Source organism: Dongshaea marina, assembly GCF_003072645.1.
In the GTDB taxonomy this organism is placed as follows: Bacteria; Pseudomonadota; Gammaproteobacteria; order Enterobacterales; family Aeromonadaceae; genus Dongshaea; species Dongshaea marina.
This window is the reverse complement of the sequence record NZ_CP028897.1, coordinates 757154-784018: the sequence shown is the minus strand read 5'-3', so window position 1 is coordinate 784018 and position 26865 is coordinate 757154. Positions and strand designations below refer to the sequence as shown.

The 26865-nt window shown below is 49.0% G+C and carries 22 protein-coding genes and 1 pseudogene; 9 read left to right on the top strand and 14 right to left on the bottom strand.

Going from position 1 to position 26865, the window contains the following annotated elements; all coding sequences use genetic code 11:
* Positions 1 to 34 precede the first annotated feature (34 nt).
* The gene (locus DB847_RS03900) at positions 35 to 898 is read left to right on the top strand and encodes a hypothetical protein (protein ID WP_108649540.1); all 864 of its coding nucleotides are present in this window, start codon (positions 35 to 37) and stop codon (positions 896 to 898) included.
* 2 nt (positions 899 to 900) lie between these two features.
* Here the strand turns inward: DB847_RS03900 and DB847_RS03895 are convergent, their stop codons facing one another.
* From DB847_RS03895 to DB847_RS03885, 3 genes are all read right to left on the bottom strand, one after another.
* On the bottom strand, positions 901 to 1785 hold the full coding sequence (locus DB847_RS03895; protein WP_108649539.1) for an IS982 family transposase: 885 nt from the start codon (positions 1783 to 1785) through the stop codon (positions 901 to 903).
* Between the two features lie 257 nt (positions 1786 to 2042).
* Positions 2043 to 3695 carry a phospholipase D-like domain-containing protein gene (locus DB847_RS03890; protein ID WP_108649538.1) on the bottom strand — a complete coding sequence of 551 codons (1653 nt, stop codon included), beginning with the start codon at positions 3693 to 3695 and terminating at the stop codon, positions 2043 to 2045.
* A 237-nt stretch (positions 3696 to 3932) separates the two neighbouring features.
* Positions 3933 to 4688: a substrate-binding periplasmic protein gene (locus tag DB847_RS03885; RefSeq protein ID WP_159084375.1), complete on the bottom strand. Its 756-nt coding sequence runs from the start codon at positions 4686 to 4688 to the stop codon at positions 3933 to 3935.
* A 326-nt stretch (positions 4689 to 5014) separates the two neighbouring features.
* On the opposite strand from DB847_RS03885, the gene DB847_RS03880 reads away from it, so the two are divergent.
* Complete coding sequence (locus DB847_RS03880; RefSeq protein WP_108649536.1) at positions 5015 to 7648, top strand: hypothetical protein; 2634 nt, start codon at positions 5015 to 5017, stop codon at positions 7646 to 7648.
* Positions 7649 to 7813: 165 nt separating this feature from the next.
* On the opposite strand, the gene metA is transcribed toward DB847_RS03880, so the two are convergent.
* On the bottom strand, positions 7814 to 8758 hold the full coding sequence (gene metA, locus DB847_RS03875; protein WP_108649535.1) for a homoserine O-acetyltransferase MetA: 945 nt from the start codon (positions 8756 to 8758) through the stop codon (positions 7814 to 7816).
* Positions 8759 to 9286: 528 nt separating this feature from the next.
* Between metA and DB847_RS03870 the strand changes: the two genes are divergently transcribed.
* The gene (locus tag DB847_RS03870) at positions 9287 to 9571 is read left to right on the top strand and encodes a hypothetical protein (protein ID WP_108649534.1); all 285 of its coding nucleotides are present in this window, start codon (positions 9287 to 9289) and stop codon (positions 9569 to 9571) included.
* Positions 9572 to 9573: 2 nt separating this feature from the next.
* Positions 9574 to 9897: a YbjQ family protein gene (locus DB847_RS03865; RefSeq protein ID WP_108649533.1), complete on the top strand. Its 324-nt coding sequence runs from the start codon at positions 9574 to 9576 to the stop codon at positions 9895 to 9897.
* 44 nt (positions 9898 to 9941) lie between these two features.
* On the opposite strand, the gene DB847_RS03860 is transcribed toward DB847_RS03865, so the two are convergent.
* A complete protein-coding gene (locus tag DB847_RS03860) occupies positions 9942 to 10460 on the bottom strand; it encodes a MerR family DNA-binding transcriptional regulator (protein WP_108649532.1) in 519 nt (172 codons plus the stop codon).
* 226 nt (positions 10461 to 10686) lie between these two features.
* Here DB847_RS03860 and DB847_RS03855 point away from each other — a divergent pair, with 226 nt between their 5' ends.
* The gene (locus DB847_RS03855; protein ID WP_108649531.1) at positions 10687 to 11136 is read left to right on the top strand and encodes a GNAT family N-acetyltransferase; all 450 of its coding nucleotides are present in this window, start codon (positions 10687 to 10689) and stop codon (positions 11134 to 11136) included.
* Here the strand turns inward: DB847_RS03855 and DB847_RS03850 are convergent, their stop codons facing one another.
* The 9 genes from DB847_RS03850 to hypF all read right to left on the bottom strand — a co-directional run bounded on the left by DB847_RS03850 (position 11137) and on the right by hypF (position 20478).
* Complete coding sequence (locus DB847_RS03850) at positions 11137 to 11817, bottom strand: hypothetical protein (RefSeq protein ID WP_108649530.1); 681 nt, start codon at positions 11815 to 11817, stop codon at positions 11137 to 11139. It lies immediately after the preceding gene.
* Positions 11818 to 12267: 450 nt separating this feature from the next.
* Complete coding sequence (locus DB847_RS03845; RefSeq protein ID WP_108649529.1) at positions 12268 to 13962, bottom strand: hydrogenase maturation protein; 1695 nt, start codon at positions 13960 to 13962, stop codon at positions 12268 to 12270.
* A 212-nt stretch (positions 13963 to 14174) separates the two neighbouring features.
* Positions 14175 to 15209 (bottom strand): hydrogenase expression/formation protein HypE, encoded by a 1035-nt coding sequence (hypE, locus tag DB847_RS03840; RefSeq protein WP_108649528.1) that lies wholly within the window; start codon positions 15207 to 15209, stop codon positions 14175 to 14177.
* A gap of 1 nt (position 15210) precedes the next feature.
* Entirely contained in the window at positions 15211 to 16347 is a 1137-nt protein-coding gene (hypD, locus tag DB847_RS03835) for a hydrogenase formation protein HypD (RefSeq protein ID WP_108649527.1), read from the bottom strand.
* The gene (locus DB847_RS03830) at positions 16344 to 16583 is read right to left on the bottom strand and encodes a HypC/HybG/HupF family hydrogenase formation chaperone (RefSeq protein ID WP_108649526.1); all 240 of its coding nucleotides are present in this window, start codon (positions 16581 to 16583) and stop codon (positions 16344 to 16346) included. The genes hypD and DB847_RS03830 overlap by 4 nt, the downstream gene beginning before the upstream one ends.
* 5 nt (positions 16584 to 16588) lie before the next feature.
* Positions 16589 to 17752, bottom strand: coding sequence for a hydrogenase nickel incorporation protein HypB (hypB, locus tag DB847_RS03825; RefSeq protein WP_234418507.1), 1164 nt, complete (start codon positions 17750 to 17752; stop codon positions 16589 to 16591).
* A 52-nt stretch (positions 17753 to 17804) separates the two neighbouring features.
* The gene (gene hypA / locus DB847_RS03820; protein WP_108649525.1) at positions 17805 to 18143 is read right to left on the bottom strand and encodes a hydrogenase maturation nickel metallochaperone HypA; all 339 of its coding nucleotides are present in this window, start codon (positions 18141 to 18143) and stop codon (positions 17805 to 17807) included.
* Positions 18143 to 18550 carry a Kae1-like domain-containing protein gene (locus DB847_RS03815; protein ID WP_407644452.1) on the bottom strand — a complete coding sequence of 136 codons (408 nt, stop codon included), beginning with the start codon at positions 18548 to 18550 and terminating at the stop codon, positions 18143 to 18145. The genes hypA and DB847_RS03815 overlap by 1 nt, the downstream gene beginning before the upstream one ends.
* On the bottom strand, positions 18538 to 20478 hold the full coding sequence (gene hypF / locus DB847_RS03810) for a carbamoyltransferase HypF (RefSeq protein ID WP_159084374.1): 1941 nt from the start codon (positions 20476 to 20478) through the stop codon (positions 18538 to 18540). The genes DB847_RS03815 and hypF overlap by 13 nt, the downstream gene beginning before the upstream one ends.
* 1261 nt (positions 20479 to 21739) lie before the next feature.
* Here hypF and DB847_RS03805 point away from each other — a divergent pair.
* The 4 genes and pseudogenes from DB847_RS03805 to DB847_RS03790 all read left to right on the top strand — a co-directional run bounded on the left by DB847_RS03805 (position 21740) and on the right by DB847_RS03790 (position 26514).
* Positions 21740 to 22968, top strand: a pseudogene (locus tag DB847_RS03805) (aromatic amino acid transport family protein).
* 193 nt (positions 22969 to 23161) lie between these two features.
* Positions 23162 to 23323 carry a hypothetical protein gene (locus tag DB847_RS24200; RefSeq protein WP_159084373.1) on the top strand — a complete coding sequence of 54 codons (162 nt, stop codon included), beginning with the start codon at positions 23162 to 23164 and terminating at the stop codon, positions 23321 to 23323.
* 17 nt (positions 23324 to 23340) lie between these two features.
* Entirely contained in the window at positions 23341 to 25542 is a 2202-nt protein-coding gene (locus DB847_RS03795) for a hypothetical protein (RefSeq protein ID WP_108649520.1), read from the top strand.
* Positions 25543 to 25800: 258 nt separating this feature from the next.
* Positions 25801 to 26514 (top strand): DedA family protein, encoded by a 714-nt coding sequence (locus DB847_RS03790; protein WP_108649519.1) that lies wholly within the window; start codon positions 25801 to 25803, stop codon positions 26512 to 26514.
* The last annotated feature ends 351 nt before the right edge of the window (positions 26515 to 26865 follow it).

Below are 26865 nucleotides of genomic sequence, written 5' to 3'. Positions count from 1 at the left end.
CCATTCAAAAATAAATAACAAAAGAATAAAAATCATGCCGAACATTTATCTCATTGATTACGACAGAAGAATTAGAAACAATCTGAATGAACTGGATTATTCATATGTAATAAGACAGCTTTCTCTAGTGCTGAATATGTATGCTGCCGATAGAAACAGGTGGCTTAGCAAGCGATTTTCAAAGAAAACATACTTCAGTGAAGAGAAAACAAATAGAAACATCTGTGCTGCAAGCATAATAGTTAACGCAATATCGAATGAAGCAATGAGCCTCTTGGATAAGCATAATGTAATTGTCCATCAACGCAGATCCTTTTCTAAGGGAAAGGGTCAACAACTGATTGACTATTATCTTGAGTTCATCAAAATGAACCCTGGACTCAGCCATGAGTCTGGATTACAGAGAATTTATCAGCATACTAATATTGAAAGACTCTGCCAAAGCTATACTGTTGGTAACGCTTTTGATATTAGCACATATAGTACCCATGACATTCTTATACATAATACATCTGCCAGTGAGATATATAGAAACTGCCATGTGAGTGGAAGAGGTAATTGTGTTCATTGCGCCGATAATGTTTCCTATTTTATCCAGAATGGGGCATGCAGGGAGCAGCGATGGAATTATCATTTCCCTAAAATAGCCTCAGGAGATAATGACCAAGATGGCCTTTCTGTAAGTCAAGCTATTGCACAGATGCAAGCAAATAATGTTTACACTATCTCTGGAGATTATAAGCATCACTCGTTTGGCCATAAATTCAATATGCTATTTATAGGGGGACGTCAAGTTATAATCATAGACACACATAATAAAGATCAATTCAGCTTGGCGGCCAGAAGTCCGCGTGAGTACCTGAACAGATTCATTGAAGACTCATTTACCATTGATTAACCTCAGATCTGCATAAGCTCTTCCTTTTCAAGCCGAGACATTCGGATGCTCGGCTTCTTTTCCTGGAAGGTATATGCAATGAGGCCAGCAAGGAGATTCACCATAAAGCTGACGCAGCTACGATGCCGTGAGTGTTCTATCTGAGAGATGTTCTTCAGCTGATCAAAGACGGTTTCAATGATGAAGCGTTTGCGAAGCATCAGCTTATCCCATAGCCGCATCAACTTTGGTTTCATATTCTTCCTGATGCTGGTAATTAATGTGACCCCTTGGTCTGCCAGCTCTTCTGCAAGTGGTCCTGAAATATAGCCTTTATCTCCATAGAGTGAACCCCAGAGCTGCTCGCACATTTCAGGAAGAGGAGTTCTGTCATCAACATTGGCTGGGGTTAATTTGACCGAGATAACACCACCTTGATCATTGATGATAAGGTGCAATTTAAATCCATAAAACCACCCCATGGTTCCTTTGCCACGCTTGGCAGCACCTTCAAATACTTGATGTCGAGGGATGCGAAGGTTATGGCAAACCTGAAGTTTTGTTGAGTCGACGAATGCAATCCCAGTAGGTTTTGCTTGTCTGTGGGTGAGATAGGAGCACAAAGGGACAAGGGTCGTTTGCATCAATTTCAACATCCGGGTGTAACTCACCAGGCCGGGGAACTCGCTTTTCCAGTACTTACATACGAACTGAAGATAATAGGATTTAAAGTCTCGGAATCCCAAACGATGGAATGCGATGACGATGGTCATCACTTCACTGACAGCCAGGCGAGAGGGTCTGTTCCGCTGCTTCACACCTAAGGAGATCTGCTGTTTTTGCCAAGCGGGTAGAAAGACCTGACAGAAATCATCGACATCAACGAAAATAGCTTCTAAATTGATCATGCCCAAGCTCCTTGGCGATTGATGGTTCTGGACAAACGATCAGATCGCAGCTTGGGCTTTTAGTTCCCCTCTTATGCGCAGCTCAGGTTGATTAAATCCTTGAATGCAGGGCTTACTCCCCCCTGAGTGAGCACAAGAAGATGATTAGAGCCAAGAAAATAGAAACAGTCATAAATAGATGTAGGAGTAGTATTCGAATCATCACTCCTGCATCCTCGGCTATAGATATAAATATTCCAATAGCACACACTTCTTCATCATTGAATTCTAGATATTTTTATCTCTTCTCCTCTGAGCTGGTTCACTGCTAAATATAGACTCTTCAACAATCCATCTTGTAGAGCTTTCAGCTCAGATGAAGTCATCTCCAGATCTTGAATCTCCCATTCATATAATAGTTGCTCTTGGAAAGAGGGTGCTTGTCCTGACTGTCTCATATCACTTTCAACCAACATTTTTAATTTTATGGCAGCTGATATTTTTGATGTTCTATCGTAGGATGAGCCTCTGAATATTCTCCTGAATTTATAAAACCGCCTCTCTCGCTCACGCATATTAATATAATTTTCAATAAGCATTAAAATCGTATTCTGATCCCTTGCATGAGGAAGAGATCTTTTTATCTGCTCTCTACTGACAATTTGAACATCTGCGTAATTATCTTGACTAATACTAATATTCAACACCGGATAAAAAATTGTATCATGATAAATTTGTGCATGCTCTTTTGATCGGATTAGCAGATCAGATTCTCTCGAATGGTAGCATGATTGCAAATCTGGTAGCGAAGATCCTGTCAATATATACTCACTATCCACAAGAACAAGTTTCGCATGAATTGTGCCCGCCCCCATATTCTGGGTCAAATGTCCCTTCTTATCACACGCCCAGTGAACTAATAGGTTTTCCTGCCCATTCCCCTCAGATAACGCCATCAATTTTTGCAAAGATTTTAAATTACTTCCTCCTGCAAGGGGGATCGACTCAGCCGTTTCACCATGGTAGCGCCCAACCAGAACTTTAACCACAACCCCTCTGTGAACACATGCCGCAAGAGCATTAATAATATCCGGATCATTAATATTGTTGCACATCAGATTAACACTTTCACTCGCCTGCTCAAGTAGCATAAGCAATGCAATTTTATAAGGAGAAGCATACCTTTTTAACATATCAGATGACCTTGATTTACCAAGGTATAAGATCCCATCTCCGCCTCTGTAGTAATGCTTCTTAATGTTGGCCTGTTGCAACATAACCTTATCGGTAACCCCATGATTTAATGATACATTTTCTGCACTCCATAAGGTTACAAAATGGTTGCGTATAGATTGAACCACACCACCATGAACAATACTTCCAATCTCCATCCAGGCATCTTCAGTAAAGTTATTCTTCAATGATGGATCTCCACTCATGACAATAGCCACCTTCCCATCAACAACTATTACTTTTGAGTGATTAGAGTTAACAAATTTATGCTTATGATCCGCAATATTGATATCAAAAGGCTCTAAATCTTGCCTTTGAAATTCCTGGTAATCTATAGGAGGCCTTTTCCTGGATGATCCAACTAAGGTCGCAGGCCCTGATTTTTTATTCACAACCACTCTTACTTTGACCTGGCGGCGGTTTTCACTTAAAAACTGAAGCCCTCTCATTATCTCCAAAGCGCCATCTGAATCACTTTGAAATTTATAAAGAGAAATCAGGACCTCACTCTGTGCAGACTGAATCAACTCTCTTGCGCGAGTAAATATCTCTTGAGCTCGAATCAGAGGATTATTCTCAATGAATGTCCCTTCCAGACCATCGAGTCCAAGATTAAAGAGATCACAAGCCTCTATCTGTGGACTACCCTGATTTTTTTCATTAACTAACGTTTCATGAATATTCTTTAGTAAATCCATAACTTATTATCCATCTGTCATAATCACGAATACAATAAATTGTGCTCAATATGATTTTTCTTATTCTGAGAGGATAATATAAATTAAATAATTCTGCTGTAAAAAATAAACAACAGCTATAACATTAGGAATATTATATTTTTGCATGCCACCGTTATCTGATGCTCAAATATCAATCAAACATGGAAGTATCTCATTTATTGATGACACAGCGATATGGAGATAGCCCGGGTAGATTCACTGCAATTGCTGGCTGTATTTGTTAATGAGCTTCTCCCTCAGCCCCTCTTGAATCAGTACATCAAGGGCATCTTGCAGCTTTTGGACAACCTCATCCGGCGTCTGCAGGTTAGCCGCCAGATAATAGCCCCCCTTGTCACTAATCACGAATACCTGCTGTACTTCCTCAGGTGAAAAGCCACTCGCTTTGACCTGATTTTTAAACCATAAATCGGCACCGGGGATCAGATCGGCCCTGTCACGAAACAGCTTCTCAATATTTAGCTCGGTACGCCGCACCGTAAAGTAATGGAGATCCTCTTTCAGGCCAAGCGCATCCAGCTCTCCCTGCACAGCTCCCCCCTGCAATACACCGATTCGGTATTTTTTTAGATCTGAGTCCTGCCTGATCTGGATATCCAGACGACTCTTAAGCTTATAAAGAGAGGTCTTTCTTGGATAGAGGGGACCAATCCACTTAAACAGCTTCTCGCGCTTCTCGGTGCGACTGGTGGTAAACAGCATCGCCTCTGGACGATCCAAAGCTTTCTGATAGGCACCACTCCAGGGCAGCAAACGGATCTGATAGTCGATTTCGGCGCGCTCAAACATCGACTCGACCAACTCTGTACTCAGCCCGACAATCTGAGTCCCCTGAACAAAATTAAACGGCTTCCACTCTTCTGTCAGCAATAAAACACGAGATTGAGCCTGAACGCAGAACGTCAGAAGTAACACAGGTAAAAACAGGAGCAGACTGAAAATACGAGCCATCTCGAAACTCCATTTAAAGGCTTCATCTTCAGTATAATCAATCTCCCGGATTGGGCGCTGAAGCAATCATAGCGGACTGAATTGCCAGGCTGTGACCCCTCTTGGCCGCATATCAACTAGCCCATACGAGGCCTGCGCTGACTAATATTCATCCACTTATTCCTGGATTGAAAAGATGGGGTTTAGTAAATTCGGGATGACTTTAATAACAGACAGCGAATAGTACGGAGGAGCTTACAGGCAAAAAAATGATTTAGGGTAACGGTAGCTTTAGTTCAGTTCAACGACTCGGCAATCATCTCCCCCTATACAAAGGAGGTACCATCATGTGGTATATGACCTGGCGCTATATCGGTTATGCTCTGTTTTTGTTCCTGTTTATTCCCCCATCTGATGCACTCCCTTTTTCCGAAAGCTCAGAGTCCAAAAAATACATCTATCTTGGCATACCAATAAGCAGGGTCCTTGTTTCTGATGGGCATTATGATCTCTATTTTTCTGCTCCAAATGGACAAGAAAATCAGCTAATAGAAAAGCTGCAGATTACTAGCGCCACTCGCAAAGTCGAAAAAAGGCTCGCTGCAGATGCTTTACCTGAAAAGTTTCGTATCACCCTGTGTCGGCCAGGCAATGCCTGTTTTTATTCACAGATGATAGATAAGGGCTCAGCACTGAAAACAAGGCTGATTGAAGCCCCCATCTCCCTGGTCTCGACACTCAATCATTATCAGCAGTCCGGACAGCGTTCGGAGTTTAATGGGGTGCTGAACAACGTAAGAGAACACTGGCTATCCCAAAATCATGAAACACCACCCGCAAGATACGCAGCTCCATCTCCAACACCGACTTTTCTGAGCACATTTTTCTCCAATTTTGGGATGGGAATGCTCAACTCAAGCGCCTTTTGGCTTGTGCAATCCACAGTGGGTAAGATCTGTGAGTCCACTCGCGGAGCAACCTGTGACTTTCTCTCACCGTCAACAGGCTCAGACTTACATGAGCAGATCAATCAGATGACCAATCTTCTGATGGAGGTAAAAGATCTGGTGGTCGCTCTGAGTGAAAAAACCGATCACATCTTATCCCTGCTACAGGATATGTATAACAGTGCGATCATGAAGCCATTTTTCACTGCCGAAAATCATGTGTCATCCGGGTTTGATCATTATCAGGTCGAGCTCAAAGAGGCGCTATTTCAACAAGGGGGCAGCCTTGAAACATATATCCCACAAGCCACTGAGCTTAACGCTATCTATGATATTTTGAGCCAGCAGTACTACCAGAACTATAGCGCCCTGTTTGACTCTGAATCGAATACCGGAACCTCCCGCCCCTATGTTCCGCAACCCTCCTCCGTCAATCGTTACTTTGAAACTATCTCAGATCGCTATTACGCAGGAAGGGATCTGTCCGGGCAAGCTGGCTATGAGTTTAAGTTCCGCCATTCAAACCCTGACTCTGACAATCCCGGTTATCATGTGGTCACCCCCTATTTAGCGCTAATGGTTCAGGAACACTTAACCAGAACCTTAACCTCTATCCTGAAATGGCATCAGATGAAGCTACATGCTCTGGCCGCTTATGAACACTATCACCAGGATCATTCCAACCCTGAAGCTGCGGAAGTTACACGCAAGTTAGTGAGTCTAATCTCACTGCAGGAGGGATTTAATGAGCAGGTCTGCCAGGCTCAAATCGAGCACTGCATTGAAAAGTTAAATGCCAATCTGGATAAATCTGTTGAAGTCCTCAAGGAGGTTTATCTGAATTATGCTGGCATTTCTGGAATGAATGTTGTCAGAAACTCACACAATAATAGAGTGATTCAGATAGTTTCCGGGCTAGCCTCCAAGCCAGTCACTCATGCTGAACTGGATCGATACACTCAGCCCATCTTATCAATTGAAGATGTGCTCCCAACTCTTGATCTCCTACAGCAGCACTATCCGGATAAGAGCCGTGAGCAGCTTGAAGGAGCTCTCAGGCTGCAAAAAGATCTGTTTGCGCAGATTCAGGAACTCACCGGAATGACGCCTGTATTTGTCGATCCAAGGCGCTCCTCTGACAACGACTTTTTACAAAGATCATTGGAGTCAAAGCAAGACCACTCTCTTGAGGAAGCCCTGAGCGCAACCGGGTCCTATATCTATTCAGATCTGAGTCAAAGGGACGATGTTGGGGTGCGCCCTGCACTACTGCAATACAACCATCTGTCCAAAGAGCAGGATATCTTCAGGAGTATTGTTTTAAGTCATCCTCTGGCTGATGATAAGCGCTGGATGGTCGATGTGACACCATCCCCTTGGAATATCCCATACCATGGCAATATCCATTTCAACGATACCCAGGCTATCAGCCAGATAGGAGCGCATGTTGCAACTGTGTCGGTTCCGGAGCTGGCCAGGCAGCGCCCCCACTATCTCATCAATAGTTCCACTTTTATCCCGGATCAGCAATCAGAACCCTTTACAGTGACCCACAGGTATAGTGCCGATCACAGCAAAATGGATATTATCCTTAAGCCCACCTATATCAAGCTAAGAAACAATCAGGGCGCAGCCCAGCAGACAACCGGAAGCTTTAGGCTACTGGTCACAGAGGATCCCAGGTATCAGGGGGTCGTTGGAGCCGCCTATGTTCACCGCACGCTCCCGGCACAGCTTGATTACTTTGCTGATAATCTGGAACTTGGCAGCTACGCATGTACCGGGAGGTCGACCTGGAATGCCATTGCCATCAACTTGCCCTCCAACAAAAACCTGAACGATGTTCATGTCACGGTAGAGAATACCGGTAGCACTGTAGGTGGCCATGCAACTGAGTATGTCAATTTTGATAAGGTGCACAGAGGCGATCAGGTGTATCTGCGGGCAAACTGCCTGCGCAGTACGGTGGGGGCCATTACTCCTGGTATTGGTATGCCAGGGTGCAGATCTCCATTACAGGTGAGCCAGGGCTAGGTCGAACCTATAACTACAGTGTAAAGACTCTATAAGCGGGGTTTATCCAGCCTTTGTGCAACAGGGGAGCCCAGCTCCCCTGGAGCCTCATCCGCAATCCGTTAAACAATCTCTGAGCCGACGATTCTCAATGGTCTTAGGCTCTGTAAGGCCGCTTCTGTGTATTCATATCTGTCTCTCCCAGGGAGTCATGCCACTCATATCATCAAGGTTATATGGCGTCTGCTGATAGACATAATAGTTGAGCCAGTTGCTGATCAAGAGGTGCCCATGACCATGCCAGCGGGCAATCGGCTGCTGGCTGGGATCATCATCCCTGAAGTAGTTGCTGGGAACCTGGGGAGCCAGCCCGGCAGCCAGATCGCGAAAGTACTCATCTCTGAGAGTGCCCTTTTGATACTCCGGGTGTCCCATCACAAAGAGATTACGATTATTCCGGCTCAGGGCGATATAAGCCCCCGCCTCATCGGATTCAGCCAGAACCTGCAGTTCGGGGTGATTCTTGAGTTCATTAAGACTCATCTCTGCATAACGTGAGTGAGGCACCAGGAACTCATCGTCAAATCCCCGCAGCAGCGGAAAGTGCTCATCGCGACGGCTGTGCCAAAACACCCCCGAACGCTTGGATGGCAACAGCCTGCGGGTCAGGCCATAGAGATGATAGAGGGCGGCATGAGCGGCCCAGCACAGAAACAGCACCGAGGTGACATGGTGCTGCGACCAATCTATGATCTTACGGATCCTCTCCCAGTAGGTGACATCCTCATACTCAACCTGCCCTAAGGGGGCTCCGGTCACTATCAGGCCATCGTAGTTTTGCTGACAGACAGACTCAAAGTCACAGTAAAAGTTATTCATGTGATCGGTCGGCGTATGCTTAGACTCTTTATCATGGATCCGCAGCAGATCGATATCCACCTGGAGTGGGGTGTTTCCCAACAGGCGTAACAGCTGGGTTTCCGTTTCTATCTTATTTGGCATCAGATTAAGAATTAGGACTTTTATCGGTCGAATATCCTGATGCGCCGCTCTTGTTTCGGACATCACAAAGATATTCTCTGATTCGAGGATCCCTGTCGCTGGCAGATTATCGGGAACTTTAACCGGCATAACACTCCTTATCTCAATAAAAGACGCTAGTTCAGCTGACGAGATAGATCTTTATAACATATCAGAGACAGGACTAAACAGAGCGCAGCCTACGGATACACAGGCGCAAGAGGGCTTCAATCATAGGAGGTTTCTCAAAAACTATATTGATGAACACAGCTATGTTCTGTTTATTTTTGAAAGATAGACTACCGGCAAATCAGCTATCAATAGCTCACGCTTATTCATAAAAAAATTCGATTGAGTATTTTTATTTGGGTCGATTAAGCTGTTATCTGCCGATGCCTGCACCATGAATTGCTCCATGCTGCCAGGCTCAAGAGTTGTCGATTCAGCCTGGAATCTTTCTGCAGCTTGCGGACTCAGCTTTGTGCCAATAGTGAGTTATGCTTTGATCTGACCATCCAGTGTATACGAAACGATCGCCAGCTCCCCCAAGCTTCTGCTAGGATGGAGTCATTGGGCTAAGGTGCTGATTAGGCATCCTGTCGTGTGCCGGGGGTTTTATTCACAAGTGGAGACCTATCTATGGCTTCAGAATTAGGTTCAAGAATACTGCGTGGTATCCGTTCCATGATTGGCGTGCTGGTAAGCTTGCTGATCCTGATCTTCATCCTGACGATCTTCGTCAACGTCTTTATTGTGGTCGCTATCGCTGTGGTTATCTTTGCGATTGTCCTGTGGTTTAAAACCCGCAAGATGCGCTGTAAAAACTGTAAAGCGATCATTATCACGGGTGATTCCATCTGCCCCCACTGTGGACATCATCAGGATGCCAGTGTCATCGATTCAGAGCTGGATGAGGATAAATAATCATGATCCCACTGAGTACGACCGGAGAGATCACCGGCTATCGGATCACCCAGACCCTTGGCGTCGTCACCGGAAACATGGTGCAGTCCAAGCATATCGGCCGTAATATCATGGCGAATCTGAAAAACCTGGTTGGCGGCGAGATCGCAGGCTACACCGAGATGTTGACCGAAGCCAGAACCAAGGCTCAGGAGCGGATGATCCAGGACGCCCAGGCAATGGGTGCCGATGGCATTGTCTGCGTCCGCTTCACTACCAGTGCCATTGCCCAGGGAATGTCTGAGCTATTGGCCTATGGCACCGCCGTCAAGATCACAAAAGCCTGATCCTGACCCGGCAGAGGATGGACTCCCCATCCTCTGCAACCCTATCACTTAGACCAGGCACGGATCTTACTGATCTCATCGCTACTGATGCTCAGTGACTCCAGAAACTCCTGATGAGCCTCTGGCTCCATCTTCTCAAACTGTTTATGCCAGTTATGCATATCCTGCTCACTAAAGCCCGCAGCCCGCATGATCTCTACCCAACGCTGTTTGGTCACCATATTTTCCTCCAGTAGTTGTGGCTGCTCCAGCAGCTTCATGATCGCCCGTTGTTGCAGGCGAAGTCTCTGTATCTCCTGCTCAAGAGTATTGAACTGGCGCTGCAGGATCTGCTGCTGCGCCATACTTCCCTGCTTCGCTAACAGGAGCGGGATCTCCTGGAGTGCCACCCCGAACGAACGATAGCCGATAATCGCCTCAAGGCGTTTGATTGCACCCTCGTCATACCAGCGATAGCCATTGGCTGAGCGTCGGCTTGGTTTCAGTAACCCGATCCGCTCATAGTAAAGAACGGCCGTTCGTGAAATACCACACTTTCTGGCAAGCTGTGTCACTGTCAGCATCTGCACTCCCCCGATTCGATGCTTTGAATTATCAACCCTATACCTATAGACGGGTCAAGCGCTCCTGTGCTCTTCTCGAGACTCTTTTCCCAAAAAGCTGAGAAGCGCATGAATTGACACACCCCAGCTCGCCAAATTCGCATGAAATGACACGCTCTCTCCCAGGAAAGAAAATACAATAATCGCCCCTAGCATATCCTTTGCGATCAAACAGCGGAAAGAATCGATGAATGGTATTTATCTGCGGCCAGCCCGACATAGTGATGAGGTTTTTGTCAATGCATTGGCCAGAAGCACTCTGTGGCCCTATATCGAAGCAACCTGGGGTGAGCACCATCAACGCGAAGCCCAGTATGCAAAAAGAGGGTTTCGCCGAAACGGAACTCAGATCATCTGCCACCACAAAAAACCTATTGGCCGCCTGACACTGACCGAATTCAAGGATGAGATAGTGATCGATGATATTCAACTGGTGACCGAATATCAAAAGCAGGGAATTGGCACCTTGCTACTGCTCGATGTGATTGAGAATGCAAAAGAGAAGGGTAAGTCATCTTCACTTGCAGTATTAAAAGCCAACCCTGCCAAGAAACTCTATGAGCGATTAGAGTTCAAAGTCTATTTTACAACCAGACAGCACTACTTTATGCGCTGGTATGATCGCCCCGAGAAATAATTAGGAAAACATAGCCAGTGTTAACCCAAACATAGCTACCCCACCAGCTATAATGGAGTTGCTATTATTTTGTACATTGGTTTCAACGCTCTCCACTCTATTTTCTATTGTCGTTATATCGTCCTGTATATTTTCTACTTTTGAATCCACATCAGCGACACATAAACCAATCTGCTCAACACAATCTCCAATATTAGATAAGCGCTGCTGAGTACTCTCCAGATTTCTCTCCGCCGTAGTAAGCCGTTCATTAGAGGTTTCAATATGACGATCTATCACATTAATCAATGCGTTGTTCGCTCTGGTCGAATTATCCTGAACCTGGGTAACGCTCCCCTGGACCCTGGTAACACTGGCTTGAATATCTGATAGCTTCTCATTGAGCACCATCTCCTCATTCACTATTTTTCCGTGCTCCAGGGTGAAACTTTTGCCCTTGGCAAGAAATTCCGCCTTGACCGAGAGTGACATTTCGGTTAGCAACCCAAAATTAAACAGATTTTCAGAACCAACAATATTATGGTTCCTTATGCCAACATTTGTCGCGGATTCAGCACCTTTGATCATTTCTGTTTTATTGATACAAACAACAGAAAAATCCCCTGTGCCATAATGACTATCAAATTCCTTTTTTTCTCCATCTTCCCACTTTCCTTTTTTATCTTCGTCAGAATCTGACATATTATATCCCTCCATAGAAAGTAAAGTTTTTAAATAATAGTTAAATTATTTGAGTTCTCTGCTGATACTACCCGGGTAAATCCGAACCAAAGCTGAACAATTCACTCTCATACTCAGATATTCAATTAAGCTACTTTTCAAACCCGCTGAAACCTGAACGCTCAGGAGTAGCCAAATAATAATTAAGCAGTTAGTTATAAATCACATGAAAAAGATTCATGCATTGAATATAAATTAATTTATTAACCCTCAGTGAACATCTCCACCTCTGTAGCCTACCCATAGTATGGAAGTGCAATAAAAAGCCTGAAGAGTTATTAGTTAATTTTTCAAATTTTCTGGCTGGGTCATCGCACAAGGGTAAAACAACCCCTCAGAGGCGATTCATATTCACTGGCGTTGCCTGACATGGTATTCAGGCAAGCATCCAATACAACCCCTGTGGATGGGTTAACCTTGCCTGGTTCTGTCTCTATGAGTCGCCAGGTAGATAGGAGTTCGTGAGTGAGGGATCTTGCGCACAAAGTCATAGCGCGCCACGTGATAACTGGGATCGCAACCGTAAAAATTAAGTCGCATCCGGCCAAGCTCCTCCTCCCGGTATTTTGCCAGGGGCTTTTTCGCTTCATCACGCTGGCGCTGAGTGCTTTTCTGCCGAACCAGCTCCTCAAGCTCTCCCCCATCAAGCAGTTGCTGAGCCTTGCACCATACCTGCTCCATGAAATCTTCAGGCGTGCAGCTAAACACCTCATCCACCAGACCCAGCTCTGCAGCCTCCGGTGCTCCCATCGGCAAGCGCTGCGACTTGAGGATTGTTAGCTGCTCCCCCTGGCATCGCTTGGGAAGCAGGTAGGTCCAGTATTCAGATCCGTAGAGGTTTCCCATGTTCTTATAGTGTGGATTGAGTACAACTCCATCGCGGGCCCACACCCGATCACAGGCAAGGGCAGCAAAGGCTCCCCCGGCTGCAGCATTTCCCTGCATCGCCGCGATAAGATAGAGACCGGTTGATTCAATGAGCTCCAGTACCCAATCATTCATCGCATTGATGCTCTCCCAGGAGGCATCGGCGGGGTTTTCAGAGGACTCAATGGAATTTAGCTGGATGCCGTTGCACCAAAAATCCTCACTGCCACTGAGTAACAACACCCTGCAACCGCTTTGCTTGGCCTGACGGGTTGCCTCTGCCAGCCGTCTTGCCTGAGCCGGATTCAGTGCACCATTGAGGGGATCAAAATGCAGGCAGCCCACTTCACCACGGATCTCAAGCCAGTTCTCCCGGTAGCTGCTCACAGAGTCATCTCTCAGCTCTCTGACAAGCTCCGGCAGGCTCAGGATCTCATCGGCAAGCAACTCGGTAGCCGGAAGCTTCAGGCTCTCGTGACAGCTCTCGCTATAACGGCGCAGCGCCTTGATCCACACGGCCCCATCCCGGGTCGCGACACACACCGCATCCCCTCGCCACCCCAGGATCCTTCCGGGCTCGCCCTTAAGCTGCGAATCACAGGTCGCCCCATACAGAAAATAGGTCCCATCACCAAGGGTCGCCAGGGCTCCGGGCACCGAATCACTGGCATGGACCCTAAGCAGGATCTCGGATGTCGTTTGCGATAACCAGTCCACCTGTCGCTGCGCTCGCTTCATCAGTGGCTTCCAGGAGCTGCTTCGCGGCGGCTCAGGCTTGAAACTCCCTTCCAGGATCCGAGTTATCGCCTCCCGGGTCGCCTCCACCGCAGCCTCGGTCACCTCATGGCGATACAGGGCACTCTTGGGAGCAGGGCGCATCGCAAATTCACGACTCGCCCACACCGGGCCCGCATCAAACTTCTCTTCTGCCTGCAGCACAGTGACCCCCCAGGATTGTGGCTGCTCTAGCACCGCCCAATCCAGAGCTGAGGGCCCCTGGTCCCCCACAGGCCCCGGGTGCACGATCAGACAAGGGATCTTCTGCCACACCGATGCCGGGATCTTGCGTTTGAGAAAGGGAGCCAGGATCAGATCCGGCTCAAATAGCTCAACGGCCTGCTCGATCACCAAATCGTGAATATCCAGCTCAACACTAACCTGGTGGCCATCCCGCCTCAGCTCAACCAGCATCCGCTGACTCAGACCATTAAATGTGTGGGTTAACAGCAGTATCTTCACAGTAATCCTTGAATAGAACCGGTCATAAAATTAGCAGTTAAGGGGATTTTGGCTTTGTTGAGCGGACCCTCTGCAGCAGGGACGCTGCAGCGGAGCAACAGGGATGTAAATGCGTGTCAGCGTACAAAGCCAAAACCGCCTCCACTGGGCAAATATGCTTCAGCGCGGCTAACCAATCACCAGAGGTGACCGTAGCCACCTCCTCAGGAGCCCTAACAGATCCTTGGCAGGGGCTCTCCCATCAGGTGGTGTACCATCCGGGTGCTACCATATTCGGTGCGAATGGTCACCCGCCCGGAGTCATCCACCACCTCACCTATGATGGCAGCGTCTGTACCCTGTGGCTGCGCACGCATCACTTCCAGCAACGCATCCGCATCTTCAGCAGGGCAGAAACACACCAATTTCCCCTCATTGGCGATATGCAGGGGATCGATGCCGATAAACTCACAAAATGCCAGCACCTGCTCGCGGATCGGCAGTTCACTCTCCTCAAGCTCAATGCCAACACCTGAGGCGATCGCGATCTCATGGAGCACGGATGCCACTCCGCCACGGGTCGCATCCCGCAGGCAATGGATCCGCGGGCAAACTTCCGTCATCGCTGCCACCAGAGAGTTCAGGGCCGCAGAGTCCGAGCGCAAGTCCGACTTAAAGCCAAAGCCGGGGCGCTGACTCATCACCGCCACCCCGTGATCGCCAAGAAAACCGTTGATCAGGATCTTATCGCCAGGGCGAGCTCCGGCCGCACTGATTGAAAGCTCAGGATTTTCAATCACCCCAACGCCGGCTGTGTTGATAAACAGGCCATCGGCCTTGCCCCGCTCAACCACCTTGGTATCACCGGTGACAATCGCGACACCACAGGCCTTGGCAGCCTCAGCCATCGACAACACTATCTCTCTGAGCTCTGAGAGGGCAAACCCCTCTTCGATAATGAAACCTGCTGAGAGATAGAGAGGACGCCCTCCGGACATGGCCACATCATTGACCGTCCCATGAACCGCCAGTGAGCCGATGTCACCCCCGGGAAATTTGCGCGGCGAGATCACATAGCTATCAGTCGACATCACCACCCGCCCGGGGGGTAGCTCAAAGGTGGCCTGATCATTTTTTGCCGATAGCATCTCATTGGCAAACGCCTTAACGAACAGCTCATCGATCAGCTGCTCCATCGCCTGGCCACCCGAGCCGTGAAACAGGTTGACCCGGCCATTCTTAAAATCGAGCGCCGCTTGACGTCTCATACTACTTCTCCACAACCTGGACCTCTATGGGTCCAAAATGATAATAGGCAGAACAGGCCCCTTCGGAGGAAACCATGCAGGGGCCGACCGGTGTCTCTGGGGTACAGGCCTTGCCAAAGATCTTACAATCTTTAGGCTTCTTAACCCCACGCAGGATGGCACCACACTGACACGCCTTATGCTCGCGAGACACAGGCTCCTCAAGAGAGAAGCGAAGCTCGGCATCAAACTCGGCGAACTCGCTGCGTATTCGCAGGGCGCTGTAGGGGATATCACCCAGGCCGCGCCAGTTAAAGCGGGTACGCATCTCAAAGCACTCCGCCATCAACATCTGCGCCTTAACATTACCCAGCTCTGTCACCCCCCGCCGGTATTGATTCTCAACCTCGAAGATCCCCTGGTTATGCTGACGGATCAGCATCAGGATCCCCTGCAGCAGATCCACGGGCTCAAATCCGGTGACCACCACCGGCTTTTGATACTCTTCAACAAAGTATTGGTAGGGCTGGCAACCGATAATGGTGCTCACATGGGAGGGACCGAGAAAACCATCGATCGACACTGTCCCAAGCTCACGAACCTCCGGAGACTCCAGGATATGGCGGATCGCCGGCGGGGTCAGCAGGTGGTTACACAGCACCGAAAAGTTTTTTAACTCACGCTGCTGCGCCGTCTTGATCGCCAGCGCCGTGGGAGGCGTGGTGGTTTCAAAGCCGATGGCAAAAAATACCACCTCCCGCTCAGGATTTTGCTCGGCAATCGCCAGGGCATCCATCACCGAATAGACCATCCGCACATCCGCGCCTTCGCCTTTTGCCTTGAGAAGGCTGTTTCGCCCAGAACCCGGCACCCGCAACATATCGCCATAGCTACAGAGGATCACTCTGGGATCATGGGCCAGGGCGATCGCCTGATCGATGCGTCCCGATGGCATAACACAGACCGGACATCCAGGCCCGTGAACCATCTCTACATGCTTTGGCAGCCGCTGGGCAATCCCGTAACGGAAAATGGCGTGGGTATGCCCCCCGCAAAATTCCATGAAGTGATAGTCTCGGGACGGATCGGCCTCTTGCTCAATCTGCTGCAGCAGCTTGTTAAAACGATCCTTGTCCCGAAATTCACTCACATACTTCATGCCAGTTTCCCCAGGTGCTCGGTAAGATCAATACTATCAAACAGCTCCAGGGTCTTCTGCGCTTCCTCCGGATCGATACGGTTGAGGGCAAAACCGGCATGGATCAGGATATATTCGCCAACCTGAGGCTCCTCAATCAGGGTGACGGTCACCTCTTTGGTGACACTCCCCAGAGCAACCTTAGCGCTATTTTCATCAATAATTTCGACAATCTGTGCCGGTATCGCAAGACACATAAGGGTTATTCTCCTGTCGCGGGTTGAGCAAAATCAACCAGATAATCGGTCCAGGACTCCAGTCCCTTCTCAGTCGTGGAGGCAACATCAAGGCAGCGCACGCCCGGGCTTACCGATTCAATGTGTGCGAGGCACTTTTGACGATCCCAGTTAAGGTGCGGCAGCAGATCGGTCTTGGTCAACAGCACCAGGCCGGCCCGGTTAAACAGCACCGGGTATTTCGCAGGCTTATCCTCCCCTTCACACACCGAGAGCAGGGCGACCCGCTCGTGCTCTCCGAGATCAAAGGCCGCAGGACAGACCAGGTTTCCGACATTTTCGATAATTAACAGGTCCAATGATTCATCCACAAAATCCCCCAACTCACGGGAAATCATGCTGGCATCCAGGTGACAAGAGCTGATGGTATTGATCTGCTTTACCGGCAAGCCGGTATTTTGCAGACGGGCCGCATCATAGTCGGTCTGTTGATCGCCAACGATAACCGCAACCTTAAGCTTTCCTTCAAGGCGCTCCAGGGTCTTTTGCAGCAGGGTGGTCTTGCCTGAGCCCGGAGAGCTCATCAGATTGATCACCCGAATATTATTTTTATCAAACCAGGCACGGTTTGCCGCAGCGATATCGTCGTTGTGGTGTAACACATCCAGCCCCACATTCAGGGTTTGGGACTTCTGGCTATGTTGATGAGCGTGCTGGTGAGAATGATTGTGATCATGCTGATGAGAATGGCTGTGACCATGCTCATGGGAATGATTGTGACCATGCTCATGAGAATGGCTGTGACCATGCTCATGAGAATGACTGTGACCATGCTCATGAGAATGGCTGTGGCCATGCTGGTGAGAATGACTGTGACCATGCTCATGAGAATGGCTGTGGCCATGCTCATGAGAATGACTGTGACCATGCTGGTGAGAATGGCTGTGACCATGCTCATGGGCATGACTGTGAGCATGCTGCCCGGCTGCTGGTGCATTTGCCGCATAGTAGTGGTGATGATGAATCACATACTGAATCGGCGGATACAATCCCATCATGCCCTGCAGGTGATGGTGCCCGTGGGAATGCTGATGTCCATGGGCATGATGATGCTCGTGAGCATGCTCTGCATGGGAGTGACCATGATGGTGACCATGGTGCTCATGATCCCCATGCTGTGAATGTCCCATCTGTTCTAAAACCCGGCGATTCGCTTCCTGACAACCACAATCCAGACACATATTACACCTCGATACTCTTGATCCTAAGCTCCCTTCCCGCAACCTCTTCAACATCAGAGGAGCCGCAGTGCTGACAGAGGAACATCAGCAGTTCAGGAGATGAATGACGATGGCAATGACGACAACTAACTTCAAAAGGAATAGACTCAATCTTGAGCTCCATCCCGTCCAGAAAACTAGCCGCCACCGCATGTGGAAAACAAAACTCTAAACTCTCTTCGACCACACCACTGAGGGGGCCAACCTCGACGGTCACCGAACGGATCTTGTCGAGCTTCTTCTGTCGGGCGATCTGCTCGACAGACTTAATTATATTTTCAGCAATAGATAACTCGTGCATCAGCGCCCCGCTATCACGGCCTGACCCAAAGCAATTCCGCCATCATTGGCTGGAATCGCCTCGCTAAGCCATGGTTTGAGATCCAACTCTATCAGTCGTTGGATCATAAGTTCTGCTAACAGGCGATTTTGGAATACCCCGCCGGTTAATACAAGCTGCTCTACCCCGGTCTGCGTAGCCAATATTTTCAGCAACCGGGCACTGAGCTCAGCCAGGGTATGATGGAATTTAACCGCCAAAAGACTGACCGGTTTCCCCGCTCGCCAGTCGGCTAAAAGAGCGGTAACTAGTTCAGCTACCGGCAACCGCCATAACTGCTGACTGTCGAGATAGGGCTCCAGCGGATAACATAAATCTGCCTGAATACCACTAAAGCTATGAGTATAGCTCCAGGCTAGTTGCTCCAGGCGAATGGCTGCCTGCCCCTCATAACTGATCGGCTGTTCAGCCCCCCCAGCAAGGCTGCCACCGCATCAAACAACCGCCCACAAGAGCTGCTCTCCGTCCCCTCTCCGGCCTTGAGTAGCTGCCGGGTCGGTTCAATGAAAGCCTGATACTCGCTAAATCGCGCCGCAGTTAGCTCAGAATCACACAGATCCAGTTCCAGTAACCGGTTGAGCAGCTGACGCAGCGGCTCCCGGGTCGCCCGATCGCCCCCGATCAAGGAGGTAGCTTGCAGCGCACCTAACCGGCGATAACCGGAGGGATCCAGGTGCAAAAATTCCCCTCCCCAGAGGGTGCCATCGGCACCATATCCCAGACCGTCAAACACAACGGCCAGAGCCTCATCCAGTTGATGCTCAGCCATACAGGCGGCAGCATGGGCATAATGATGCTGAACCTCTACCAGCTCAACGCCAAGCTCTCGGGCCAGCTTTTCACCGTAACTACTCGAGAGATAATCCGGATGGGCATCGATGGCGATCACCTCCGGAGCTTGTTGCAGAAACTCTGGAAGAATTCTGGCCATCTGCTGCTGAGCCTTCGCGGTCTCAAGATAGCTCAGCTCACCAATATGAGGAGAGAGGATCGCTTTATTGGCATAGCCGAGACAGAGGGTGTTCTTCAGATCGCCCCCCATCGCCAATACCCGCCGCTCCAGGGGACGATGCAGGGTGACAGGTGAGGGAGCGATCCCCCGGGCACGGCGCATCACCCGCATCTTGTCTGCAACCTGGATAAACAGGGAGTCATCACAGACTCGCGCAAGATCCCGATCATGGGTCAGAAACAGATCCGCAACCCCGGTTAAGCGCTTGTGGGCCTCTTGGTCATCCCGACAGATCGGCTCTCCGGCCCGGTTACCACTGGTCGCCACCAGAAAATCAAACTCAGGACTCAAAACACCCAGCAAAAGCTGGTGCAGCGGGGTGGTCGGCAACATCACCCCCAGTCGGGAGCTATCCGGACTGATCTGCTCTAAAGGGAGATCGGAATTCGGTTGAGTCTGCAGAATACAGATAGGCCCGGTCGAGCTGGTCAACAGTGCCAACTCCTGTTCAGAGACCTGGCATTGACGCCGCAGAGTGTCCAGATCTCTGGCCATCAGAGCAAAGGGTTTATCGGGTCGGCACTTACTTGCCCTTAGCCGGTCAATTGCCTGTGGATTACGGGCATCCACACACAAAAGATAACCCCCCATCCCTCTCACCGCGACAACCTTGCCACTGCGAAGAGCTCGATGAGTATGGGCAATCAGCTGCTGTGCGCTACCCGGGAGCGCCTGCCAATTTTCATCAAACAAGCTAAGGCTGGGGCCACACTCGGGACAGGCGGTACTCTCAGCATGAAAGCGTCTATCCAGCGGATCGGTATACTCCTGCTCACAGGCAGAGCACAAAGGAAAGGCCCTGAGGGTGGTGGTTTGCCTGTCATAGGGCATCGACTCCACCACAGTGTAGCGAGGTCCACATGCAGTACAGGTGGTAAAAGGATAGAGATAACGCCGCGAATCCGGATCCATAAACTCAGCCTGGCACTCGGGACAGCTCACCAGATCCGCCGGTATTGCCACCTCCATCTGCTGCGTCGAGGTACTCTCCTCGATCACGAACCCCCGGAGCTGAGCTGCCGGATGCCAGTTAGCCTCAAGGGTGTCAATCGATGCCTGAGTGGCATAGCGTAAAATATCTTGAGGCAGGCGCAGCTTAAATTGCTCAAGGCTGGCAGGGAGTCCCTCAATAATGATCCGCACCTTTCCACCGGCATTTTGAACCATGCCAGACAAGCCGGCTTCCACTGCCAAACGGTAAACCGCGGGGCGGAATCCAACCCCCTGAACGACTCCGGTCACATCCAGATGCAATTGACAAATTGTCTCACTGACTTCGCTCATCACGACCTCAAAAGAATACAACAACCTGTAAAGCTGCCATGAAAATTTTTTAAAAACAATCACTTCCAGAGTCAGTTGCCACATCCGGAGAGCAGACGCCATGACCCGGGGTATCTTGCAAGGTAAAAGAGAATTTGAAAGCGCTATCAATCAGCGACCAGTATGCCTGCAACGAAAAGAAGATAACCCATGAAATGAGAGGGGTAATGTTACCACAAGGCGATGCCCGGCCATAGCGTTCAATTATTAATCACCTCCTGATATTTCCCCTGCCTTCCCCGTAGGAGAAGCACACGGCTCCCAAGAACGGGCCTCGATATGAAATGAGCAACCCGATACAAAGGAGTACGGCTAACCGAAACACGAATCAGGGCGCAGCCGACTGCTCAAAAATTCTTTTGCGGACAAATAAGTGACTCTCAGGATCCTATTTAAAATAGATTTTAATCATTTCTTAAAATGATATTGATTTAATAGTGAGCAAATATAAAGATTCCCATGAAACAGACAGTCGCTTTCCGATAATATTCAACTTATTTGATAGCAATGATTTGTTGAATCAATTCCATGCTGCTATTTTGAACACCTATCAACTCACCTGAGTTTACTAGCGTAAAATTGAGTCTTTTCATACGTCTTCAATCACAGTTTCAGCCCTTTTTATGTGTACAAAAATGACCCGGTCATATCATTTATTGCACACCAATAACAAAAGTGCGACATACATCACTGGTTAGACTTTTAAAGCTTGATTGATTCTGGCAAATCATCAAACTGTGGCTAGAAATTTGCTCACCACTGGTTCCCAAGTTGCAGCAGGGCTATTCAGGGATGCTACTCCCAACTTAAATTCGGATAACCTCATGCTACAACTGTTTTAAAAATCAGCTGGATAGCTGTTTTCGGCAGTCTGCCGACAGGTAGCAGGGGGAGGTTTCCCTCGCCAGGCATGGCTGTGTTTTCACTTTTTGATGGATTAAAAAGCACTATGTCGAATCGTTAATTAGCCTCTTAGCACATTTGAGCCGACTCAGCATTTATGGTAAATAAGGTGCGCTTTCATGCTCGAAGGTGGAACTTGTTACGTTTTATCGACCGTTTATTTTTTAATCTAACGATAAAAGCAGATTCAGTGACAAAGTTGGGGGTGATATTTCCAACTGAACTGAAGATTTAATATCGATTAAAACTCAATCACTTATTTTTAATCATGGATAAGTAGTTACCCTGTAAAAATAGATTCCAAGTCAGGAGGAAACCCATGAATACAGATTCAGCAAGAGCCCCCTCTTTTGCAAAAATATTTACCACGTCGTTATTGGTTTTTGGCAATGTTTTAGGGGTTGGAGTACTTGCTTTGCCAATCACCTCCGGCTTGGGGGGATTCGTTCCCGCATTGCTTGGCATCGTTGGTATCTGGTGTGTCATGCTGATCGCAGCCTGGATTATCGCAGCCCGTATCGACCCTAAAAAGAAGAACTTTGACCTGCCCTCTTTCTACCACCAGGAGCTGGGTACCGCGGGGAAATGGATCGCGATTATCTGTAATCTTATTATCCTCTATGGGGTCCTGGTTGCCTATCTGAGTGGCATCTCCTCCATGTTGACGGATCTGTTCTCATCCCTGGAAGGACACACCACCCTCATCACCTTTATCTACTTCTGTATCACCACCGCACTCATCATCTTTGGTCTCAAGGCACTCAAGAGTGGAATGGTGTTTCTTATCGCAGCCATCTGGATCTGCTTCTTCCTGATGGTGATCACAGGGTTCTCCCACTTCGAGCTGAGCCGGCTCTCCTTTACCGACTGGAAATATATCCCGATCGTCCTGCCGATCGCTGTTTCTGCGTTCCACTTCCATAACATCATCCCGACGGTTTCCAAGTCACTGGATCATGACCAAAAGGCTACCCGTAAGGCGATCTTCCTGGGAGTCTTTATGGGCCTTATCATCAACCTCATCTGGGTTGTGATCGTGCTGGGTACCCTACCGGAAAATGGTGCGGGCGCACAATCGATCGTTTATGCCAACTGGCATGGTCTGACCGCAAACGTCCCCATGTCGCAGATCCTAAACAATGATGTATTCCTCTACTCGGGACTGCTGTTTGGCGTGTTGGCGGTCACCTCTTCCTTCATGACCAATGGCGCGGGCCTGTTCGGCTTTATCCAGGATCTGACCACCACCTATCTGAAAACCGAAAATAAACTGCTGGTTGGCGCCCTGGCCTTCCTGCCCCCCTGATTGTCACCCTGGTCTACCCAAGACTCTTCCTCTCGGCCCTCTCTGTGGTTGGAGGTGTTGGTGAAGACATTCTGTTTGCGGTACTGCCGGCAATCGTTCTGATCAAGATGACCCGTAGCCGTAAGCGTCACTATCAGTTGGTCGGTTATGCGATGCTGATTATTGGACTCTTCATCTGTCCCTTTGTGCTGGGTCAAAAATTTGGCCTGATCAATCTGCTACCACCACAAATCATCAGCTAAGCGACTCTCCATTCAGCGCAGGCCCTGCCTGCGCCCTCCCAACCCAATACCTATACCCATACCCATACCCATACAAAAATCATGGTATTTTTTTTGCACAGATTCGGCTGACGCCGATTTTTTGGTCTATTGTGATCGTTAGATCAGGACGCATATGAGACAAGCACCAACCGGTAAGGACAAGGAGTCCAAGATGAGTGGCAAACATCCCCTATATCTGATAATCGCAGTTGCGTTCACATTATCCCTGAGTGCCTGTGGTGGTGGAGGCAGTAGTGATAGCGGTACCACCAATAACACCAACGTGACCGGACTGGAATCCCCGGCCGCTGTAGAAGTTGTTAGTGAAACCTAATCTCAGGGAGAAAGATAATGAAAGGATTCAAACTAAACGCACTTTGTTCTCTTGGAGCCGGGTTATTTGCTACCTCTGCGATTGCCGTACCTCCGGCAGGAACCCCTTATCACACAGATCCACAACAGACCTGGGTCGAAGATCAGAGCAGTGAGAGCATCCGCACCGTGAATATGATCCTCTGCTATATAGATGCGATGAAGCCCTCTGACATGGTCAACCAGGGCAACTATCTGGCGCTGGTTGATGATAACCAGTGTGAAGACAGCAAACGCAGCGATCCCAACCAGGCCAGTAATACCAGTGGTAACTCCGGGGCCCAGTACTCTTCAGCAATAGTTAATTCCAGCCGCGCCGACAACAATAGCCCCATGATAGGGAAAGTCTGGGTCGAAGAGTCCGGCGATGACTTTATGCCCCCCGCAACCATCTTCGTCAGAACAACGGTCAATGAGGCACCATCTGATGATGCCAAGATGGGTGTATTCAGCATGAACTTTGGCGGACGAGCCGATAGCGGTGGAACGTTAATGTTTCAGGGGCGGCTCAATGTGACCGCGGCAGGACTTGAATTTGCTGAAAAAGAGTTTTCCCACAACTTCAGCAATAAGATCTATCTGGAGCAACCCACCGACACCACAGGCAAGGGTGTGGTAATGTTTACCGATAACAACATCAGTAAAACCTTCACCTTCGGCTACAACGCAACTCACTTCTGCCGCCAGATGGTGGAGCCAAGCAGTGGACCAAAGCGCTGCTTCAGTCGCCAGGCAACCCAGGCCAAAGGCTCAGTGTGGCGTTACGGCCTGTATGATGATAACGGAGCCAAGGTGGAGCTTGCCAGCCCGGGCTTTAGTGTGACCTACGACAATAATGGCACCAGCGTCTTCGGCCACGCCAGCTACTGGGGACTGTGGCTGGAAGATAACCTGATTGACTCAATTCCAAACGGGGCAAGCCTGACCCGTCAAAGTAATAATGCGACCTATACCCTGGTCAAGGGCGATGGCAAACTACTGAAGTATCAAAAGCAGGTTCGCACCCTCAACTCCATTAACAAGATCCGCTTTAATACCGGCATGGAGATCAACAATAGCTTCATGGATCTCGAAGGTGCCTGGGATCAATCACAGCAAAAATTTATCTTTGATAAGCAGCAGCAGTGTGGCCAGAACGGCTGCAGCCAAACGCCACTGCAGACTCCTGTTGAGATCACCGCCAATAACGTGCAGGAGTGGGGAATTCATGGTTGGTCACGGGCCCTGGGCGGTCAGGTGTTTATCCCTAAATCCGCGGTGCAGACACCAGCTGCGCAAGAGGTTGTCACCTATCAGGAGTCTGTAGTTCCGGTAGGCCAATATCCAACCACGCTACACTGTGTCAGCGACTGTATCGGTAGCACTGAGCTCACAGGCTTCGCGACAGGCAACCAAAGCCATCAACACCCTCACGTAGGTGATTCTTACCGGCAACACGAAGTAACTAACCTAGTAAGCTACACTAGTAATGGCTCAGTGCTGAGTCACCTTGGCAGCCCAATCGCCATGCCAGCAAATCCGGACAATGATCGGTTCCAGGGAGATTTCCAGTGGGGAATCCGCTCCGGTGCCATGGTCACCACGAACAGTGGCTTAGAGTGTGAGCATGATCAAAATAAGTACTGTAGCCATAAGCTACATAATGCTGCCGAGTATTATGTCTATGAGACCGGGATCCAGGATTGGAACAAGTCGATGACCCTGCTGGATGGTAACAACACCCCTGTGAACTTTACGCCGCCCATGCAGGTGAACTTTAGTGTTCCGAATGACTCAACCACTTATGGTAATTATGCCGGAACCAATATCACTCTGGAGTACGGCGGATTTGGCGATCTATGGGGGATCCCCGGAGTCTGTATCGATCCGGACACCAACCAGGAGGCCGATTGCGGCCCGGGTACCCGCTATGTGCCAAGCTTCACCATTCCGTTTAATACCACAACCGGTATCGTTCAGGAGGGAAGTAACACCTATTATGTGAAGTGGCTGGAGCGCGAACTGCGCTTTGCTGAAGATAACTTATCCCCGATTGCTGACGGTGACATGGGTGATATTAACACTTTGCCAGGCGATGATTTCATCAATACCGACCCGAGTGACCCGGCCGATGCCAGCTATATCGGAGCCAAGCCAACCATCGACACTGAACCTGCTGTGATTCATGGTGTCATTCAGTAATCCACTCTGAAATTTATATTCAGGTGAGCCCCGGCTTAGTCCGGGGCTATTTTGTGCCAGCCCCCGATATCTTGTGTTATGCCATGTGAAGCCTCTCGCTTTTGTCGATTTTTGACAGATAAATCACGTGACTTTGATAGGGTTGCAAAGCGATAATGCCCGCCATCATGGCTGAGCTGTGTATAAATTTTGTGATAGCGACAAATTATGCTCCGATCCCATAGGTATGTTGTCACCTCAATGAAGGCTGTTTACTGAATGCAAAGATTGATAAACAAGATTAAACCACATCTGGGGAAGACCCTTGGCTGTGTGATTGTGATCTTTTTCGGCTTAATCGCTTACCAGCTGTATCAGGCGCCGGTGAGCGGATTTGAGCATAAGTTTGTCTATCTTCTGAAAACCTATGGCTATGTGATCCTGTTCGCCTGGGCCATCCTGGAAGGTGAAGCCGGACTCATAATGGCAGGCCTTCTTAGCCATACCGGCGATATGAATGTCGGCCTTGCAGTGTTTATCGCAGGTCTTGGCGGCTTTGTCGGGGATCAGATCTACTTTTATATCGGCCGCTATAACAAGCAATATGTTCACCGCAAGTTTAAAGGACAGCGCCGCAAGTTTGCCCTGGCCCACCTGCTCCTTCAGAAATATGGCTGGCCGATTATCTTTGCCCAGCGCTACATGTATGGGCTACGCACCATCATCCCGATCTCTATCGGCCTTACCCGCTACAATGCTCGCAAGTTTGCCTTTATTAATCTGATCTCCGCCTGGTGCTGGGCGGCAATCACCATAATTCCTACCTGGTATTTCGGAAAACATATTTTGATCCTGTTGCACTGGGTCAAAGAGCACGCTCACCTGGCGATCCCCCTGGCCGGAGTGATCGCCCTGGCACTGCTGTGGTATTTCCACACGATGACCAAGAAGAGTGAAAAACGCCCGGCCCCTGCGACCTCACGTAATAGCTAATACTAGAGCATTTTCTCCATAAATGGAGTCAATACTGTGATTAATCTCTGGCTTTGCAGACTGACTCGCAGTCCCTCCCTGGTGCTCTACTGCAGCATCCATGCTGCAGAGGGTCAGCTTAGCAAAGCCAGAAATTCTTTATCTCAAACTGAAGTGATGGCCCAGGTTAGTCCGAAAGTGCTCTAATTCCAAAGAGCAGCCCTGAAGAAGCTCTTTGGAGGTTTCTGACATCTGCGATTAATAAAGCTGCCGAGCAAATAAATGATCGGACAAGCGAACTTTGAGCCTCCTTCCGGACTCGAATGTTTACATCGCGTCTCTCTGGTCCCCCCTGGCAAGATTTAAATATAA